17 protein-coding genes are annotated in these 18,716 nt (G+C 48.6%); 11 read left to right on the top strand and 6 right to left on the bottom strand.

Translation table 11 applies throughout. From position 1 onward, the window contains the following. The first annotated feature begins 163 nt into the window (after positions 1–163). The 5 genes from ACYU87_RS11595 (at position 164) to porN (ending at position 6,244) form a co-directional block, all read left to right on the top strand. On the top strand, positions 164–1,138 hold the full coding sequence (locus ACYU87_RS11595) for a PorP/SprF family type IX secretion system membrane protein (RefSeq protein WP_461134228.1): 975 nt from the start codon (positions 164–166) through the stop codon (positions 1,136–1,138). Between the two features lie 248 nt (positions 1,139–1,386). Further along, entirely contained in the window at positions 1,387–2,511 is a 1,125-nt protein-coding gene (gene porK, locus ACYU87_RS11590; RefSeq protein ID WP_461134227.1) for a T9SS ring complex lipoprotein PorK/GldK, read from the top strand. Positions 2,512–2,601: 90 nt separating this feature from the next. Next, positions 2,602–3,417, top strand: a complete 816-nt coding sequence (gene porL, locus ACYU87_RS11585) for a type IX secretion system motor protein PorL/GldL (protein ID WP_461134226.1) — start codon at positions 2,602–2,604, stop codon at positions 3,415–3,417. A 140-nt stretch (positions 3,418–3,557) separates the two neighbouring features. Then, positions 3,558–5,144 (top strand): type IX secretion system motor protein PorM/GldM, encoded by a 1,587-nt coding sequence (gene porM, locus ACYU87_RS11580; RefSeq protein ID WP_461134225.1) that lies wholly within the window; start codon positions 3,558–3,560, stop codon positions 5,142–5,144. Between the two features lie 56 nt (positions 5,145–5,200). Then, complete coding sequence (gene porN / locus ACYU87_RS11575) at positions 5,201–6,244, top strand: type IX secretion system ring subunit PorN/GldN (protein WP_461134224.1); 1,044 nt, start codon at positions 5,201–5,203, stop codon at positions 6,242–6,244. A gap of 84 nt (positions 6,245–6,328) precedes the next feature. On the opposite strand, the gene uvrC is transcribed toward porN, so the two are convergent. From uvrC to porW, 3 genes are all read right to left on the bottom strand, one after another. After that, positions 6,329–8,137, bottom strand: coding sequence for an excinuclease ABC subunit UvrC (uvrC, locus tag ACYU87_RS11570; RefSeq protein ID WP_461134223.1), 1,809 nt, complete (start codon positions 8,135–8,137; stop codon positions 6,329–6,331). Positions 8,138–8,291: 154 nt separating this feature from the next. Next, on the bottom strand, positions 8,292–10,649 hold the full coding sequence (locus tag ACYU87_RS11565) for a penicillin-binding protein 1A (protein WP_461134222.1): 2,358 nt from the start codon (positions 10,647–10,649) through the stop codon (positions 8,292–8,294). 83 nt (positions 10,650–10,732) lie between these two features. Continuing rightward, complete coding sequence (gene porW, locus ACYU87_RS11560) at positions 10,733–12,991, bottom strand: type IX secretion system periplasmic lipoprotein PorW/SprE (protein WP_461134221.1); 2,259 nt, start codon at positions 12,989–12,991, stop codon at positions 10,733–10,735. 98 nt (positions 12,992–13,089) lie between these two features. Between porW and ACYU87_RS11555 the strand changes: the two genes are divergently transcribed. From ACYU87_RS11555 to atpH, 6 genes are all read left to right on the top strand, one after another. Then, positions 13,090–13,383 carry an AtpZ/AtpI family protein gene (locus ACYU87_RS11555; protein ID WP_461134220.1) on the top strand — a complete coding sequence of 98 codons (294 nt, stop codon included), beginning with the start codon at positions 13,090–13,092 and terminating at the stop codon, positions 13,381–13,383. A 50-nt stretch (positions 13,384–13,433) separates the two neighbouring features. After that, positions 13,434–13,796, top strand: coding sequence for a hypothetical protein (locus ACYU87_RS11550; protein ID WP_461134219.1), 363 nt, complete (start codon positions 13,434–13,436; stop codon positions 13,794–13,796). 19 nt (positions 13,797–13,815) lie between these two features. Beyond that, entirely contained in the window at positions 13,816–14,937 is a 1,122-nt protein-coding gene (gene atpB, locus ACYU87_RS11545; protein WP_461134218.1) for a F0F1 ATP synthase subunit A, read from the top strand. A gap of 96 nt (positions 14,938–15,033) precedes the next feature. After that, entirely contained in the window at positions 15,034–15,282 is a 249-nt protein-coding gene (gene atpE / locus ACYU87_RS11540) for an ATP synthase F0 subunit C (RefSeq protein ID WP_461134375.1), read from the top strand. 173 nt (positions 15,283–15,455) lie between these two features. Next, complete coding sequence (locus ACYU87_RS11535) at positions 15,456–15,950, top strand: F0F1 ATP synthase subunit B (RefSeq protein WP_461134217.1); 495 nt, start codon at positions 15,456–15,458, stop codon at positions 15,948–15,950. Positions 15,951–15,957: 7 nt separating this feature from the next. Further along, positions 15,958–16,497 (top strand): ATP synthase F1 subunit delta, encoded by a 540-nt coding sequence (gene atpH, locus ACYU87_RS11530; RefSeq protein WP_461134216.1) that lies wholly within the window; start codon positions 15,958–15,960, stop codon positions 16,495–16,497. 80 nt (positions 16,498–16,577) lie between these two features. Here the strand turns inward: atpH and ACYU87_RS11525 are convergent, their stop codons facing one another. The 3 genes from ACYU87_RS11525 to ACYU87_RS11515 are packed head-to-tail and all read right to left on the bottom strand — an operon-like array spanning position 16,578 to position 18,650. Then, positions 16,578–17,489, bottom strand: a complete 912-nt coding sequence (locus ACYU87_RS11525) for a serine hydrolase (RefSeq protein WP_461134215.1) — start codon at positions 17,487–17,489, stop codon at positions 16,578–16,580. Next, positions 17,489–17,950 carry a GNAT family N-acetyltransferase gene (locus tag ACYU87_RS11520; RefSeq protein ID WP_461134214.1) on the bottom strand — a complete coding sequence of 154 codons (462 nt, stop codon included), beginning with the start codon at positions 17,948–17,950 and terminating at the stop codon, positions 17,489–17,491. The genes ACYU87_RS11525 and ACYU87_RS11520 overlap by 1 nt, the downstream gene beginning before the upstream one ends. Positions 17,951–17,999: 49 nt before the next feature. Continuing rightward, the gene (locus ACYU87_RS11515) at positions 18,000–18,650 is read right to left on the bottom strand and encodes a Rossmann-fold NAD(P)-binding domain-containing protein (protein ID WP_461134213.1); all 651 of its coding nucleotides are present in this window, start codon (positions 18,648–18,650) and stop codon (positions 18,000–18,002) included. Positions 18,651–18,716: the final 66 nt, after the last annotated feature.

Raw genomic sequence — 18,716 nt, 5'->3', positions numbered from 1 at the left:
ACCGCTGAATGCCGGAACCGAGCAATAAGCTCACGTCCGGCATTTAGCCTTTATTTGAGGCAAATAATTTGGCTTTACAGGCGTTTAGTTGTAAACTGTATTATTGTTTACTGGAACGCTGGTTTACTTGGTAACTTGTTGTTCTGAATTTCGGTCAGGTCGTATGATTCGCACACTCTACGTTTTTGTTTTTGCCCTGCTTACGATTGTTACTCCAACCGCCCTTGCCCAGCAGGACCCGCAATTTAGTCTGTACATGTATAACCCACTCTACTACAATCCGGCCGCGGCTGGGTCAGAAGGTGTGTCGCGCATTCAAATTACGCAGCGAACGCAATACCTGGGTTATCAGACAAGTGGTACTGGTGACGAAGGCGCTGGGCAAAGTACACAAATGGTGTCGTTCAATATGCCGCTGGCCAGCATCAAAAGTGGAATCGGCTTGTACGCGCTGAATGATAAATATGGTCCGTCAATCAACCAGGCAGTACAACTGTCGTATGCTTACCGACTTGCCCTAAAAAACGGAACTTTATCTCTTGGTATTCAGGCGGGTATGTTTAATCGGGGGTACGATTTTAATCAGTTTCGTCCCAATGACCCCGGTGATCCCTTGCTGCCAAGCGGCCGGATTAACCAGTTTAAGCCGGACATCGGGGCTGGCGTATACTACAACACGACAGATTATTGGCTGGGTGTAAGTATGACACACTTGAACAAAGCCAAATACAGTTATATAGCCGATCGGTTTACAGATCCGTCTGACAGCAAGGCGTACCTGACAGCAGGCTACCGGCTTGGGATGGGCTACAACATTGATCTACAGCCGTCGGTTCTGGTACAGTACAGCACTGCCTCCGGTTTGCCGGGGTCAACAGTGGCGTTAAATCTGCTAGGAACGTACGACAATCGGATATGGGCGGGCCTGGGGTACCGGCTAAAAGATGCTCTGATGCTTACGGCTGGAATAAACTTAATGCGAAACAATGCGTTGAGAGTAGGGTATGCACTGGATATTGTCACAAGCGGCACACAAATAAAAAGTCCGACGTCGCACGAAATCCTGCTGTCGTACGCTTTGCCCGCTCCCGATGCGCGCAAAAAGCCTATTATCAGAACACCTCGTTTCCGTTATTAGGCAGCACACAGAATAATTAATTTGTCAGTTAAGTTTAAGAGGAAGCCCTTTTTTGGCAGTATTCTTGTTGGGCAGTTTGGGGCGATCGCCTTATTTTTGACAGAATTGCCGATGTTCACGCTGGAATCGCCTGGTTGGTACAAGAATCATGCAGAGAAAATAGGCTGAACACGAATTTAACATACAATAACCAAACAGATTTTCGTTTTTAGTCTGGTCTCGCACAAGAAGAAGGAAAAAGTTCGACAATGATGAATTATAACTGGTTAACAGTCAACGCAACCCGGGTAGTGATGGGCGCGGCAGTAGTTCTGCTAATGCAAGGTTGTGGCTTTCTGAAGTCAAAATTTGGCGGCAGTGGTGGTAAGAGCGGAGAGGTAGGCGTTACGAACGGTGAAATTACAGCTACCGGACGTAAAGGCTGGAAACAACCAACCCCCTATGGTATGGTACTCGTGCCCTCGGGTTCGTTTGTGATGGGTCAGGCCGATGAAGACGTGGCCGCTACACAGATCAACATGAACCGGCAGGTTACGATCAGCTCGTTCTACATGGACGACGCCGAAATATCGAACCATGAGTATCGGCAATACGTAAATGCCTTGCTGGCTGACTCCGTTTCGACATTGGGTGAAGAGGAGATCATGTCGAAGTACTACCCTGATACAACCGTATGGAAAAATGATTTTACTTACCATAATGGTGATCCAATGCTGGAACATTATTACGGACACCCTGCCTTCGACACCTATCCTGTTGTTGGTGTGAGCTGGATAGCTGCCAAGCATTTTTGCAAATGGCGTACCAATACGCTCGATGATTTCCGCACGAAGGATGGTGGGTACAAATCGTTTGGTTTCCGTCTCCCATCAGAAGCTGAATGGGAATGGGCCGCACGGGGTGGTAAAAATGGAGCCAAGTATCCATGGGGCAACCCTTACGTCGCAAATGGCAAAGGTTGCTACCTGGCTAACTTCAAACCACAGCGCGGTAATTTTGATGCCGATGGGTACCCCTATACTGCTCCGGCAACGGCTTATAATCCGAACGAATATGGATTGTACAACATGGCTGGTAACGTTGCGGAATGGTGTCGTGATGCCTACGCGGACAACACCAATGCGATTGTTTGGGATATGAACCCAGATAACCAAAATGCTGATGAACCACGGAAGGTAGTTCGCGGTGGTTCCTGGAAAGACATAGCATATTATCTCGAAACGGGTACGCGCTACTATGAGATTGAAGACCAGAAACGTTCGTACATTGGTTTCCGGTGTGTTATGGACAACCTGGAGGGCCGTACCGCTTCTGGACGAGTTGGTGGCGGAAGAAGTAAAGCACCCAAGAAAGCATCGGCTAAAAAAGCCTAAGGGATATTCGCCTATCGGATTGTTACTAAGTACACAACAAGGCCGTATCTACCTAAGTTAATTACCTATTCCAACCAACAATAGTTTATCATGGCAGCAGCAAAGTCCTCAAGTTTTTTTTGGGATCGTTTAGTACCAACCATTTATAGTGCCGGAGCGGCCGTCGTAATTGCCGGAGCTTGGGCAAAGATTACTCATAACGAACAATTCGGCTGGCTGTTGACAGCAGGCCTTCTAACTGAAGTTGTTATTTTTATCCTGTATGCCATTCAGAGTTTCACCATGCCTGCTGCTACGGCGGATGACGGCTATGCATGGGAACGGGTTTATCCTGAACTGGCCGACGATTACAAAGGAGAAGCCCGTAAGCCAGCTCCCCAAGCCAATGGCCTGACAGGTAATATGGATCAAATGCTGGCACAGGCCAAGGTGACGCCGGACGTGTTCGAAAAGCTGGGATCAGGATTCCGCAATCTGAACGAGACAGTGTCGAAACTAACCGATCTGACGGATGCTACCGTGGCAACCAACGATTACGCACGGAACGTTAAATCGGCTTCGAGTTCAATCGGTGAGATGAACAAATCATATGGTACGGCCATTACGGCAATGAATTCAATGGCTGACGCCACGACCGATGCTAAAGATTACCGTGACCAGTTCCAGAAGGTAACCAAGAATATGGGTGCATTGAACGCCGTGTACGAACTGGAATTGCAGGACACGAACAAGCACCTGAAAGCAATGAACGCGTTCTACGGTAGTCTTTCAGCTGCTATGGAGAACATGAGTGACGCCAGTCGGGATACGCAACAGTTCAAAAATGAGCTGGCAAAACTGACCGGTAATCTGGCTTCGCTCAATGGCGTGTACGGCAGTATGCTGACCGCCATGCGTGGTAACTAATCATGGTAAGTTCTGTATCGTATACTGTTGTCAGTTATAAGCAGACTGTCTGTAACTGACAACAGCAGCGTTACGCTGCCCAAACTACATAACCGCTACGGCGGCCTTTCCACAACTTTTTATTATCACTACCATAGTTTATGGCAGGCACAAAAGAGACACCCCGTCAGAAGATGATCGGGATGATGTATCTGGTTTTGACCGCATTACTGGCTCTGCAAGTCACGTCGGCCATTCTGGAGAAATTCGTTTTAATCAACAACAGTTTAGAGCAATCCATCGGCGCGGTTAGTAAAGTAAACCAATCTACGTTCGATAACATCCGGGCTACTGTCGAAAAGTCCGGTAACCGGGCTACCGATTTAGCCATTGTCAAGCAGGCTGACGAAGTACGGAAGATAACGGCTGACATGAGTGGTGAACTGGATAAGCTCAAAGATCAAATCGTAGCAACGAGCGGTGGTCGCGACGAATCTGGCAACATCAAAAATTTGAGCGAAGAGGAGTCTGTTGCTCAGCTTATGATCGGAACGAATCGCAATGGAGCGGCCTTTAAGCTGAAAGATCAATTAAACAGCTACACGGAAAATCTTTCCCGGCTTTCGGGTAACAAGTACGCACCGATGGCACTCGATGGTAAGGACGACCCGATCGCCAGTCTTTCTCCAGATCAGAAGCGGAAGGATTTTGCCGAGTTGAATTTCGCGCAAACACCAGTACCGGCAGCGTTGGCCGTATTGAGCCAGAAACAGGCAGATGTTCGCCGACTTGAAGGTGAAGTGCTGGATGTACTGGCTAGTAAGGTTGGGGCACAGGACGTTAAGTTCGACAAGATTATTGCCATGCTGAGCATGGACTCTAAAGTTGTTGTTGCTGGTACGAAGTTCAAAGGCCAGATGTTTCTGGCTGCTTCCTCGTCAGGTATTCAGCCACGGATGAGTCTGAATGGTGGCGCCGTTCGCGTTCAGGACGGACAGGGTATCATTGAATTTACGGCCCAGGGCGGGGCTTACGACAAAAACGGCTTGGCTCGTCGTATATTAACTGGATCGATCGCTTACCAGACGGCAGCGGGCCTGAAGACGGTACCTTTATCGGCTGAGTATTTTGTCGCAAAACCATCTTACCAGGTCGAAACGGGAACAATGCCTCCTTTGTACCTGGGTTGTGCCAACAAGTTAAGCATTCAAAGTCCTCAATTGGGCGCTTTGTGGAACCCAAGCTTCTCCGCTGATGGCGCGTCGGTTGTAACCTCGGGCGAGAAAGGAAAAATTACTGTTGTGCCCAGTTCGGCAACTGTAGCCCTGAACATTAGCAACTCAGGTAGCTTATTGGGAACGGAGCGCTTCCGGGTCAATAAAGTGCCCCGACCAACCATTGAAGTGTTCGTAGGGGGTACCAACACGAATGACCCTCGCGGTGTTCCTGTCTCGTCAGCGCGTAGTATTCGGATTCAGGCAGTTGCTGATCCTAGCTTTGCCGCTTACTCGCCGGATGACGCTAGATTCCGGACCACGGGGGCTACTATCTCCTTGGTACGTGGTACGAAACGGGTTCAGTTTGTTACGGTTAGCGCGGGTGGTGGCTCCATCGCTTCGTTAGCAGCTGAAGCACAGCCCGGTGATCGGCTTGTTGTTCAGGTTGAAGGTGTACAACGCCAGAACTTCAGAGGTGAAATCAGCGATGTGCCGATGGGTAATTTACTGCGGCAGGTTTCGCTTTATTGATGCACTAAAGCGGTCTCCTGACCGTTAACTAACTGAATTGACAACAAGTAGTAGCTATGACACAAAATAGAACGATAGGGTATGCTGGTGTGCTAGCTATAGCTGCGCTGGCGCTTGCGGGAGGGGAAGCCCTGGCGCAGGAAAAGGCGAACACTGGCATAAATGCAAACTCTGTTCGTGCCATCAATGAGAATGACATCATGATGAAGAAGACCCTTTGGCGTCGGATTGACCTAAAGGAGAAACAAAATCAGTCGATGTTCTCGAAGAACAACGAGATTTCTAAGTACCTGATTGATGCTGTGAAAGCCGGTCTGATTGACGCTTACGCGAATGATTCGTGTACGACGAAAATATCAGCCGAAAAATTTCACGACAACATGCTGATTCCAAATACAGGCGGAGGTTTGTCTGCGGAGGAGAAAGCAGCCGGTTTCACGGAAGACGGCAAAACTGCCGGTGCTGACGACGGCTGGGGAGGTACGCCAAAAGATAAGAAAAAGCCGGCTGACGATGGTTGGGGAACGCCTAAAAAAGCGGCTGCTCAACCAGCGGACGATGGCTGGGGAACGCCCAAGAAAAAGGTAGCCAGTACCAAAAAAGGTAAGAAAGGCAAAACCGTAGCGGCTCCGGTTGTGGAGGAAGTGAAAAAAGATACAATCGCTGCTGCACCGGCCTTCTCCGGTGATGAGTATTTTGCCAAAGAGCTTAATATCCTCGAAGTAAAAGAAGACTGGATTTTTGATCGGAAGCGCTCTCGCTTGTATTACGATATGCAGACGGTGACCTTGCTGTTACCAGCTGATAAAAATCAGGCGGGCTACGAGAAGCCAATTGCTTCATTCAAGTACAAAGATCTGGATAAGCTGTTCCGCAGTGACCCAAAGAAATTTATCTGGTATAATCCACAAAATCAGGCTCAGCACAAAAATCTGGCTGATGCGTTCGATCTGCGGTTATTTTATGGTCGGATTACGAAGGTAGCTAACCCCGGTGATACTGATCTTGTGGGCATGTACGGTGATCGTGAGGGTTTGTTGAAGTCGTATCAAACTGAATACGAACTGATGGAAACCGAACACGGTCTGTGGGAATACTAATTGCATTTGTTATTGGTAAACAAAAAGGCATCTGAATGAATCAGATGCCTTTTTGTTGTTATAGCATGTTGCAGAGTCAACGAATTACTGCTCGATAGTATCAAAGTACTGTTTTAATTTATCTGCACGGTCTTTACCAACAACTTCAGCTACTTCGTCGATAGAGGCTTCCCGGATTTTTGTAACGCCCTTAAAATGCTTCAAAAGCTTGGCCGCCGTTTTCTTTCCAACGCCCTCAACATTTTCCAATTCACTAATCAGGCTGTTTCGGCTGCGTTTGTCCCGGTGATACGTAATGGCAAAACGGTGCGCTTCATCCCGAATGCGCTGAATAAGTTTGAGAGACTCCGACTTTTTGTCAATGTATAGTGGAAGGTTGTCTTCTGGGAAGTAAATCTCTTCCAGCCGTTTGGCGATTCCTATTATGGGCACCTTACCGTACAGATCCAGCGCCTTCAACGCATCGCAGGCGGCACTTAACTGGCCCTTGCCACCATCAATGACAATTAGATCAGGAAGACCCGACTCTTCGGTCAGGACGCGCGTATAGCGCCGGGTAACAACTTCGTACATACTGGCAAAGTCATTGGGGCCGATGACCGTCTTGATGGAAAAATGGCGGTACTCTTTGTTGGCTGGTTTGCCACCAATAAAGCAGACCATAGCCGATACCGGATTAGTCCCCTGAATGTTGGAGTTATCGAAACATTCGATTCGGTTTGGGAGCGTTTTTAACTGTAAATCCTGCTTTAGCCGAATCAGAACCCGGTCTTTTTTGCTGGCGTTGGCCGTTGCTTCAGCGGCTGCTCGTTCCTGGCGTTCACGTCGGAAGTACAACACGTTCTTGAGCGACATATCCAGCAGCTTCTTTTTGTCGCCAATTTGCGGAACAGTCACTTCAGCTTTCAGGTCGACGTCGAGCGGAATATTCGTAATGATTTCTTTGGCCGGACTTCCATACTGGTTTCGAAATTCGACGATCATCATGGCTAACAGATCGGTATCCGTTTCGTCGAGCTTTTTCTTGACCTCTACCGTATGGGCCTGAACGATGGTACCATTGACCACCTTCATGAAGTTGATATACGCAGCCGACTCATCAGAGGCAATAGAGAACACATCGGCATCCGCAATCTTGGGGTTAACCACCGTCGACTTACTCTGGAACCGTTGTAAAACGTCCATTCTCTCTTTGTATTTCTGCGCCTGTTCGAATGCCAGATCGTTGGCTGCTTCGACCATGCGGTCCTTGAAATACTCCTGAGCTGGTTTAAGGTTACCTTTCAAGATATGGTGAATCTGCTCTATATCGCTGTTGTAATCTCCCTCTTCCTGTTTGCCCTCACAAGGTCCTTTACAATTACCGATGTGATACTCCAGGCACACTTTATATTTACCCGCTTCAATATTTTCGGGGGCGAGGTTATAGTTGCAGGTACGAATGGTAAATAGCTGACTAAACATGTCCAGCACCGTATACATGGGCTTCAGGTTCGCGAAGGGACCATAAAACGTGCCCTGCTTCCGGTCGATACGCCGGGTGGTTATGACGCGCGGAAAATGCTCATTGGTAACGCAAACGAAAGGGTAGGTTTTGTCGTCCCGCAACAGAATATTAAACTTCGGCTGGTATCGTTTGATGAGCTGGTTTTCGAGCAGAAGAGCGTCGAACTCCGTGTGCACGATGGTGAACTCAATCTTTCGTATCTGGCTGACCAGACGTAACGTTTTCCGGTCATGCCCTTTCGAATTGGTGAAGTAGCTGCTGACGCGATTCTTCAGGTCTTTTGCTTTCCCTACATAAATTACTTCGCCGGCAGTATCGAAATACCGATAAACGCCCGGTTCATGCGGAACCTTACTTAGTTCTGTTTTATAATTGAATTCAGGCATACGACGGAATTGATCTCTTAGTCAGTGGCTAATTAGGCTATTGTTACCGCTAGTCAGTACCATAAAACAAGCAACAACAGATAAAGGTTGCTCGTCAGGTAAACCAGAAAGGCCGACAATCTGCCGGCCTTTCTGGTTTACCTGAAATGTCTTACTACTGCAAGATTTCATCTTCGCCTTCTGGTACAACTTTTGGTGGAATGTACCGTTGGGAAGAATCTATATGGTAACCGCCACAGTCAATCTTGAAGTTGTTAGGCTTTCGGAAAGGCTCCGGACGATACTGGGTTAACGTCGGATCTTTATATATCTTCTGCATGTACATGGCCCAGGCAGGCATGGCTAACCGCCCACCCTGACCAAACTCAATGTTCCGAAAGTGAATGGGACGATCGTCGCCACCCACCCACAGGCCCGATACTAGGTGCTGCGTCATGCCCATAAACCAGGCGTCCGAGTAGTTGGACGTGGTTCCCGTTTTAGCGGCAATCTCATTGCCCCCTTCCAGCAGTTTGTACTGTGTTCGTAAGCGTTGGGCGGTTCCGTTAGGATCTTCAACGGCTCCCCGCATCAGGTGCAACATTTCGTAGGCCCGGTTGGCACTGATCACCTGCTTGGCGTCGGGCGTGAAGTTCTTCAACACGTTTCCGTTCTTATCCGTGATCTGAATAAGCATCATGGGCCGAACACGGGTACCGCCATTGGCGAATGCGCAATAGGCCGACACCATCTCATAGACAGATACATCGCCGGTGCCTAAACAAAGCGTTGGGTTGTCGGGGAGATCTTTACTCTCAATGCCCATGTCATGCGCATAGTTGATGACGGCAGCAGCCCGGGTTTTCTTGATCAACTGGGCACTGACGGTATTGATGGATTGCCCCAGCGCTTCCCGCAACGACAAACTCTGGCCACTGTAGCGACCTGTTGAGTTCTTGGGCATCCACGGTGGTCCGTTATTGTTATCTTCACCATGTGCAAACACGGTTGGCTTGTCGGTAATATGGCTACAGGGCGTTACGAAACCCTGATCCATTGCTGTCAGGTACACGAATGGCTTGAAGGTTGATCCCGGCTGGCGTCGGCTCTGGCGAACGTGGTCAAATTTCATGTATTTAAAATTGATGCCACCAACCCAGGCTTTTACGTAACCGTAACGAGGATCCATCGACATAAAGCCCGTATTGAGAAGCCGCTTGTAATAGCGAATCGAATCCAGCGGACTCATCGTTGTATCCTTGTCGTTCCGGCGGCCTCCGTACACGAAAACCTTCATCTTTATCGGCTTCCGCATTTCCTGCCAAATGGCCTTTTCATCGTCGCCGTAAGCCGCTTTCAGTTGTTTATAGCGACTTGTTCGGCGGGCTACCGACTCGATAAAGCCGGGAATCTCTTTGTATTTCTTGGTCCGGGGGTCTTTCTGTACCCACGGGTTACGCCCCCGCCAGTGCTCGTAAAATTTCTTCTGCTGATCGCGCATGTTGGTCATAACGGCTTCTTCAGCGTAAGCCTGCATGCGCGAATCAATGGTGGTGTAAATTTTTAAGCCACTAGTGTACAAATCCAGATCAGCGCCCGGATTTTCTTCGTTGTACTGGCGTATCCACCTTTTAATATCGTCCCGAATAACGGACCTGAAATAGGCCGCCATACCCGTGTTCTGGTTCTCAACGCTGAAGTCCAGTTTCAGGGGCTTGTTTTTATAAGTGAAGAATTGTTCCTGAGACAGTAATTTGTACTTTTTCATCTGTCCCAGTACCACATTCCGGCGTTCTCTTGTACGATCTTCAGATAAGCGAGGGTTGTAGAACGTAGGATTTTTGAGCATACCGACCAGTAACGCAGCTTCTTCGACGTTCAGATTCCAGGGCTCTTTGCTGAAATAGGTTTTAGCGGCCGTTTTTATTCCGTAGGTATTGTTGCCAAACGAAACGGTGTTGAGGTACATCATCATGACCTCCTGCTTGGTGTAGTTTCGCTCCAGCCGGACAGCCAGAATCCATTCTTTCGTTTTGGCGATGATCAGCCCAATGATCGGTATGTTACCCAGTGCGCCCCGCAGTTCTTCCTGGCGGGTATCAAATAAATTCTTTGCCGTTTGCTGGGTGAGCGTACTACCGCCCCCCGAACTCGATGCATCCTTGAAGGTAAGGAAACCACTAATTGCCCGAAACAACGACCGTGGATCAATACCGGAGTGCTTAATGAAACGGGCATCCTCCGTTGCCAGAAGCGCCGAGGTTACGTTGGGCGACACCTGCGAAATTTCAATGGGCGTCCTGTTCTCAACGTAGTATTTGCCAAGTAACTGGTGATCGGCCGTGTATACTTCAGACGCTTCCTCACTTTTAGGGTTTTCGAGCGCTTTCAGGCTGGGCATGCCGCCGAAAAGCCACAAAAAATTGTAGCTGACCGCCAATACATACAACACCAGCAGAACAATACCTAAAAGCGAGAACCGCCAGAGGCTTCGGATTATCTTCCGGTAACGACCAGGAGCAAATTCAATCATTCGATTTTTTAATCAGTTAGTTCAGTACGTACGACCCGGCAACGAACCGTAAATTCTGAATCCTGGAGTTAATGTCTACTTGTTTATTTTCTTTTCGCCGTCAGTTGATCGGCAGCCGCCTGCATTTCCTTTACATGAGGTAGCAACGGGCTGCTTGGATAATCCCGAACGAACTCGTTCATGGCCTGACGGTATTCATCTACGCTTTTCACTTTACCCACCAGCATAAGCCTCAACAACGCCAGTTTATCTTCGAGTTGGCTCCCGGCAAAGCTACCCAGAGCAGCCTCCGCCCGGGTAAGCGCTTCGGCGTTGTTGTTGGCTTTGTATAGCTCGTAAATAGCCGTATACGTTTTCAGCGCCTGCGCTTCCGAACCGGTGGTCTGTGCAGTGGTTTTGCCTGTTAAACGGGCATACGATGTATGCGGATATTCAGCAAGCAGCTTATCTTTCCAGGGAGATGCCTTGCCCAGTTGCTCGTTAGACAGGTAGAGTAGATAATACACTTCTGGTTTCTGAAGGGTATTCGGGTAGCGGGACAACAACTGCTCGAAGGTGGGAACGGCATCGACAGGCTGGTTGAGGTCAAATTTGTAGAGCTTACCCAGCTTGTATAACGCATTTTCGATACGTTGGTTTGCTAGGGCCTGCGCTTCTTTGGTGAAAGGGATTTTAGCTATCATGGCGTCTTTCTGCGTCTTTCGACTAGCAGTCGGGCTGTTCAACGCTACTGGTATGCCACCGACCGTTACGTCTGCGGGTTGTAACGGAGCGTTTGGGTTCACCGAATTGGCGGACGATCCTCCGTTTAATGGGCTATTATCAGCCGCAATGGCTCCTGATGCTTCCTTGTTGCTGCGTCGCCAGTTGTCTTCCAGGGGTCGATCGCCCCAACGTGCGGCAAATTCCTGTTTTCCCTGACTCAGGGCAATTGGGTTATAAAGCACCCAGCGCTCGGAGGGTTGCAGATTCGAGTTCGTTGCGCCCGGCATCGCGCTGCCATTGCCTTTGGTGGCCTGGTCTGCGACCTGCTGGGCCAACGCGGCCTGTGCCTTATCTTCTTTCTCGCGCTGGGAAATAGCTTTATCAAGTACCCGATCGAGCGCTGCTGCATCCAGCTGTGACAAAGCCAGCAAACTGTCGTCGGTTCTGATCGTCGTTGTGTACGAGACAAAGTCGTCGAGCACTTTTTTGCGGGTCAACAGGGCTGCATAGTCCGGCGATTGTTTAGGCATGAGCGCCAGGGCGCTGTCGTAGTATACTTTGGCATGACCGTAATCGGATTTCTTCTCGAAGTACAGCTTGCCAATTTCCAGATAAGTGTAAGGCACCTGATTCGTATTGGAGCCGGCCGCCTGTATCGACTGACTATAATACTTGATGGCTTTATCGATACGGCCGCTACGCGCTTCAAGCAAGCCCATCGTATAGTAGACTTTATCCTTCAGATCAACGTTTTTTCGGTCGTTGAGCAACCTGTCAAATGTTTCAGCCGATTGAGCTATTCGTTTTTCATCACCCGTCAGGCCGCTACTCTGAATGGCGTATAAATTTGCATAAAACGACTGGTCATACGTTGGCCGGGATTTCAGAACCTGCCGATAATGGGTAATGGCCTTGGCCGGTTGACCAATTAAATCATACAACTGACCCGCAATCAGGTGAAGCCGCGCCGTTGATTCCCCCTTTTTTAGCATTGGGAAGGTTGCGTCCAGAATCCCGGCAGCTGTCGCGTACTCCCCCTGTCGCTCGTGCATATACGCTTTTGTCAGGTAAAAATCCCGGGTGTTTGTCGTGTTAAGAGGCTGGTTGCGAAGGTACTCAGCCACATTCAGTGCATTGGTATAGTCGTTACCCTCCACATAAGCCCGCATCAGACCCACCAGCGCGGTATGCTTGTCATTAACGTTGGTCCCTTTCGTGTTGACGTATTTAAACACCTCAATGGCATTCGGCAAGTCCTGCTTAATCAACCGGGCACGTCCAATCAGGATGTAGGCATCATCGAGCCACTTACTATTCTGGTGCCGCTCTGGAATAATCGATGCTTTTTTGATCGCATCATCAATCTGAGGCTTTACTGGCTGCATACCCACAGAATCGATAGGCAGCAGAATGGGTAATAGTTGATTGTAATTTTCCTGTCTCGCTTTGAAAAGAATCAGCTCGGCCTGATCGATCTGGTCACGCGCGATGACATAGGCATTGTAATGAGCCGTTAAATTATGATACCCTTTGCTGACAGGCTTCGTGCTGTATTGCGAGCATGACACCACCACACCAATCAAAAAAAGAAGGGCTGTCAATAGCGGAAAGGGCGTACTGCGTAGATAGCGGGACATTCGAAAAGAACACGTGGTCATTCGTACTAAAACGTTGGCGGGCTACCTGATAATATGGAACCTTAGCCCAAATTAACGAATTTTGCCTGGCATATAACATGACCGAGACGAATTCTATGGAAAACATCCCCGACCAACCCGATCACAACCAGGCAGACAAATCTATTCGGGGAGAGGATTCCTCGAAAAAGACCCCGGAGAAAACAACGTCCTTTGTTCAGTTCAGCGGTATTGCCTTTCAGATGCTGGGTACTATAGGGCTGGGCGTTTATGCCGGAATGAAGCTGGATGCCTGGCAAAATAATCGTCGGCCTATCTGGACAATTGTTTTAGCGCTTACCGCCATTGGCGCTTCTCTCTACTTATTTATTCGCCAATTGACAAAAAGATAATCGTTTTCTATTGGAGTCTACTTGTACCAAATGTCACCTGATTGCCCCTTATGATTCGCGTTGTTTTGTTTACAGTCTTATTCGGAATTGTATTTTTCGTAGCCGAACGATATTTTGTCGCCACCTGGGTGCACCCTATCTGGAAGGTGATGCTGGTCTTCTTTTTAAGTGTCTCTTTTTTGACACATCGTCTGGTAGATACTGGTTTACAGGACGATCAGGAACGATTCATACCACTCTACCTGTCTGCAACGGTGGCTCGCCTGGTGCTGGGGTTAACCTTTATCGGTTTTTTTCTATTCCGCCACGTCGAGCAGCGGAGAACGTTCATCCTGGACTTTTTTGTATTATATATATGTTACGCAGGCTTTGAGATTTGGACCGTTACTCGTAACTTGCGACGCGATTCGTAAAATGGATCTGTCACATCATATGATGCGTTCAGCTATTAAGAAAGTTTTATTGGCAACGGCTCTCATTTTGAGTTCGTTAGGAGTTACACAAGCGCAGGAGCATGGTCACGAGAGTGAAACGCATGCCAAACAGGAAGGCGAAGCACACGCTACCAAGAAAAAGTTTGATGTGGGATCGATGATTATGCACCACATTAAAGATGATTACGGCTGGGAGCTTGCCCACGGTGTTGCCATCCCGTTACCGGTAATTTTATACTCAAAAGACAAGGGTCTGGAGGTATTTTCGTCAGCGCGCCTGGCTCACGGAGCTGTTTACAACGGCTATAAGAATGAGCATGGCAAAATTCACCGCGTCAGTGAAACCGGTGCCGTCGATCACGAAGCCAAGTTATACAACTTCTCCATCACCAAGAATGTGGCGTCGTTGTTACTGAGTGCTGCTATTATGTTATTCCTGTTTTCGTCTGTAAGCCGGGGGTACACTAAAAACAAAGGTAAGGCCCCAAAAGGTGTTCAGTCCTTACTCGAACCGATCATCCTGTTCGTTCGGAATGAAATAGCCAAGCCAAGTATTGGTCCTAAGTATACCAAGTACTTGCCCTACCTGCTGACACTGTTCTTCTTCATTTTGATAAATAACCTGCTTGGTCTGTTGCCAGGTGCGGCCAACCTTACCGGAAACATTACCGTTACGCTGGTTCTGTCGGTCATTACGTTTCTGATTGTAACGTTCAGCGGGAACAAACACTACTGGATGCACATTCTGAAACCAACGGGTGTTCCGATCGCGCTATTGCCCGTTATGATTCCAGTCGAGATCGTTGGTGTGTTCATGAAGCCACTGTCGCTCATGATCCGGTTGTTTGCAAACATCACGGCTGGTCACATCATCATCCTGAGCTTGCTGGGCCTTATCTTCATGGCCAACCAGATGGGTGGCATGGGAACAAGTGTGGCGATCAGCCCGGTCGTATTGTTTTTTACCCTGTTCCTGAACCTGATCGAACTCATCGTAGCGTTTCTCCAGGCTTTCATTTTTACTCTACTCACCGCGATGTATATCGGCAGTGCCGTAGAGGATCATCACGAAGCCGATCATGGTGTCGGATTCGAAGGTACATCGTCAGAACTGGGGTAGTACCGTTTCCCGTGAGGTCGACTCGTGGAGTCGTATCACCAATCAATTTGCAATCTTTTGTTTTACTAATAAATACGTTTGATTATTATGTTCGCAATGTTGTTTTCTCTGCTCTTGGAAGCTTCGGGTAGTATTTCGGTTATGGGTGCTGCTATCGGCGCTGGTCTGGCTGCTATCGGCGCTGGTCTCGGTATCGGTAGAATTGGTGGTAACGCCATGGAAAGTATCGCTCGTCAGCCAGAAGCGGCTGGTCGTATCCAAACGGCCATGCTGATTATCGCGGCTCTTATCGAAGCCGTAGCTCTGTTCGCAGCTGTAATTTGTCTACTGGTTGCTACGGCTTAATCTTAGCCCTGGTAGACACAAAATTTAGGCAGGCTGGTTGCATTAGGCACTGGCATCCCTGCTCAGCCAACTTCCAGAAAACGTTTGCCCGTTTGGGATTGCCGACGGGCGAGCGTTCTCTAACAAAAGATTGATTCATCAGTAACATCCCGACATTTCCATAATTCACACGCATGGACTTACTTACCCCCGATTTAGGTCTTTTATTCTGGCAGGTCATCGTTTTCCTTGGCCTGTTTCTAATCCTTCGTGCCTTCGCCTGGAAACCCATTACCGAGAGCCTTAACGAACGCGAAAACAACATTCAGAGCGCCCTTGATCTGGCCGAGAAAACACGGCTAGAAATGACTGTGTTGAAGGCGGATAACGAGAAACTACTGGTACAGGCTCGTGTTGAGCGTGATGCCATCCTGCGTGGTGCCAAAGAAGCGGCCGACAAAATGATTGCTGAATCGCGTGACAAAGCGTCCGCCGAAGGACAGCGTATTCTGGAGCAGGCTCGTGAGTCAATGCAGAATGAGCGCCAGGCACTGGTGGCCCAGATGAAAAAAGAAGTCGTTACGCTTTCGCTTGATATCGCGGAGAAAGTTCTTCGTAAAGAACTGGCTGACAAATCATCGCAGGAGAAATTAGTAACGGATTTGGTATCTAACTCACGCTTAAACTAATTCGACAATGGCAATCGATACAGTAGCTGCCCGCTACGCCAAGTCGTTATTAGATCTGGCACAGGAGCAAGGCCTGACCGAGACGATGTATAAGGACATGCAGTTCTTCAAAAACACAGTAGACCAGAGTCGTCCGCTGATGTTAATGTTAAAGAACCCCATCGTTCGTGCGGAGAAAAAAAGTGCTGTCATCAAAGCAGCGTTTACCAACCGGGTAAATCCAATTACGATGGCGTTTTTTGAGATCATCGCGAAGAAGAACCGGGAAGGTATCATGGATGCCATTGCTGAACAGTTTATCAAGCAGCACGACAAACTGAGAGGGGTGGAGCGGGCAACCGTCGTAACAACGGTTCCCTTGACGGCTCCCCAACGGGAGAAGTTCAAAGCCATGGTTATGCAATCGACGGGTTGTCAGTCGGTTGAACTGGAAGAGAAACTGGATTCAAAACTGATCGGTGGTTACGTATTGCGTATCGGCGATCGTCAGGTCGACGGTTCCATCCGTAACCAGCTGAATGACCTGCGCCTGACGTTTTTGAACTAACAGTCTGAAGACATAAAGTATAAAAAGAGGGCCGGTTCTCGCAGGAGATACCGGCCCTCTTCATTTTTGGGATTTATTATCTACCACCATTTCTCGTAACCTGGAGCTGGTTTCCAGGTCGATTTTGGCTCAAAATGGTGCCACAAAATGGCAGACACCGTACGCAAAAGTGTGTATCCTTCGTTTGTCCGCTCCCAGGTTTCGTCTTTCTGGTTCTTGGTCATTACGCAATAAACGTACTCGCTGTGCGGAGCATGCACAAACACAACTTCCGAGCGAGACTGGTTAACCGCCCCGTTTTTACAAGCCGTTTTTATATCGGGCGGAATCTGAGAGAGACCGTCGTTATCCCAGAATTGACGGCCTAGATTTCGGTACATTTCTTCGCTGGCGTCGGGGCTGACCGCACGACCTTGTCGAATGCAGGTGAGTAGTTTAGCCATTTCGCGGGGCGTAGTTTGCCCCCAGCCATACTGGGTTCGGTTGGCTTCCCGACCCGGGGTTCGCGAGTTGACACGAGTCTGATGGAATCCGTTTGCGTCCAGCCAGGCGTTAATGGCAGAGCCTCCTCCCGCTAATGCCTGACACCATAAACTGCCTGTATTGTCACTAACGGTTTCCATGAGCATGACCACCTTGCTGAGTGATAGGCTGGCTCCGTCTTTTAAAGAACCAACAATACCGTCGTCATAATGAAGTGAATCGGTATAAACGAGGGTTTCGTTGTAGTTCAGCTCACCTTTGTGAATTTTATCGAAAAGCCCGCACTGAATAGGAATCTTGATCGTACTGGCGGTCGGAAACAGCGTATCGGCGTTGATGGCAACGGTTTTCCCCGTCCGAAAATGATAAACGTAAAGGCCAACATCACCTCGAAAGCCGGTCAAGGCTGACCGGAGTTTCCGTTCGAGCTGCGCGTCCGGTTTGAATGGTTGGCTACGGGTAAGGTGAGCGATCGGAACGAGAAGCAGGCAGAAAAAAAGGAAACGCATCAGGATCGTATGGGTTTAACTAATTTAACATGCGTCCGACTAAACAATTCACGTTCATAAAACCGGAGCGTGTCAAGGCGTTTTTTGTTTGTGGTGACTTCCAGATTGACAAAGTTTTCCTGCTGAGCCAGCTTATTCAGCGCGACTAGGAGTTTTTGGCCAATGCCCTGACTACGAACCTCCGGCCGAACGAATAACTCCTGGATCTCGCCGACTTTACCTACATGGTGTAGCAAATACTGAACATGGCAACTAATAAAGCCAAGTATTGTATCGACCCGTTCGGCTACCAGATAATGAACGTCTGGATTAAGAAGGTTACGTCGGAAAGTAGTATTAAATGCATCTGCGTCTAAGGCGCTTTCTTCCAGCTGGCAGATGAATTCATAGAGAACGGACGCGTCCTGTTCAGTAGCGCTCCGGATGCAAATGTCTGTTGGAGTGATGGATTGAGGAAGCATATTGGTGTACGTTGATGCGCGCTTTGCCTGGTCAGAAGCAATGCATGACCTAAAACTTCTGCAAAACGTCTGACTCGAAGATATGCCTGCCCGTTAGTCCCTGTTGTGCCGTTGTCATCATGGCTGTTGCTACTTTAGCCGCATCAATACCCCGGTATTTGGCAGGGATCAGCGGTTTGAACAGACGCATAGCGCTTTCGGCCAGACGCTCTCCCAAGCGGTTTTCGCCCCGGTTTCCGACAAGCAGTGATGGCCTGTAGATCAGTAAGGTTGGGTAATTTAAACGGTTCAGATCACGCTCTACTTCTCCCTTGACCCGATTATAAAAAAAAGATGATTCCGGGTCAGCGCCCATCGACGTAACAATAGAAAACTGCTGAGTTCCATTTTCCAGACCCAACCGGGCAATATCGAGTGGATATTTGTAATCTACCGTCTGAAAAGCGTCTTTCGATCCGGCCTTTTTCATGGTTGTGCCGAGACAACAAAAAATATCATCGGCTTTTATCAACAGTCCGTTCGGGTGGTCAAATTCGAACGGAATTTCCTGCAAACGAGGGTGTTGCCAGGTCAACGATTTGCGAACCAGAACTTTAATGTTGGAATAGACGGTCGAATTAACCAGTTGCCGAGTTAAAAGACTACCGACCAGACCAGTTGCACCGAGTATTAAGGCCGTTTTTTGGGTAGGTATAGTCATGTTTAAAAGAGGGGATTTTTGCTAAATTAGGCACTTCGTTGAAAAGAAAGTATCCACCGCCAATTT

The organism is Spirosoma lituiforme (genome assembly GCF_054776635.1).
Note: the sequence above shows the minus strand (reverse complement) of the source record. Positions and strands in the feature narration are given on the sequence as shown.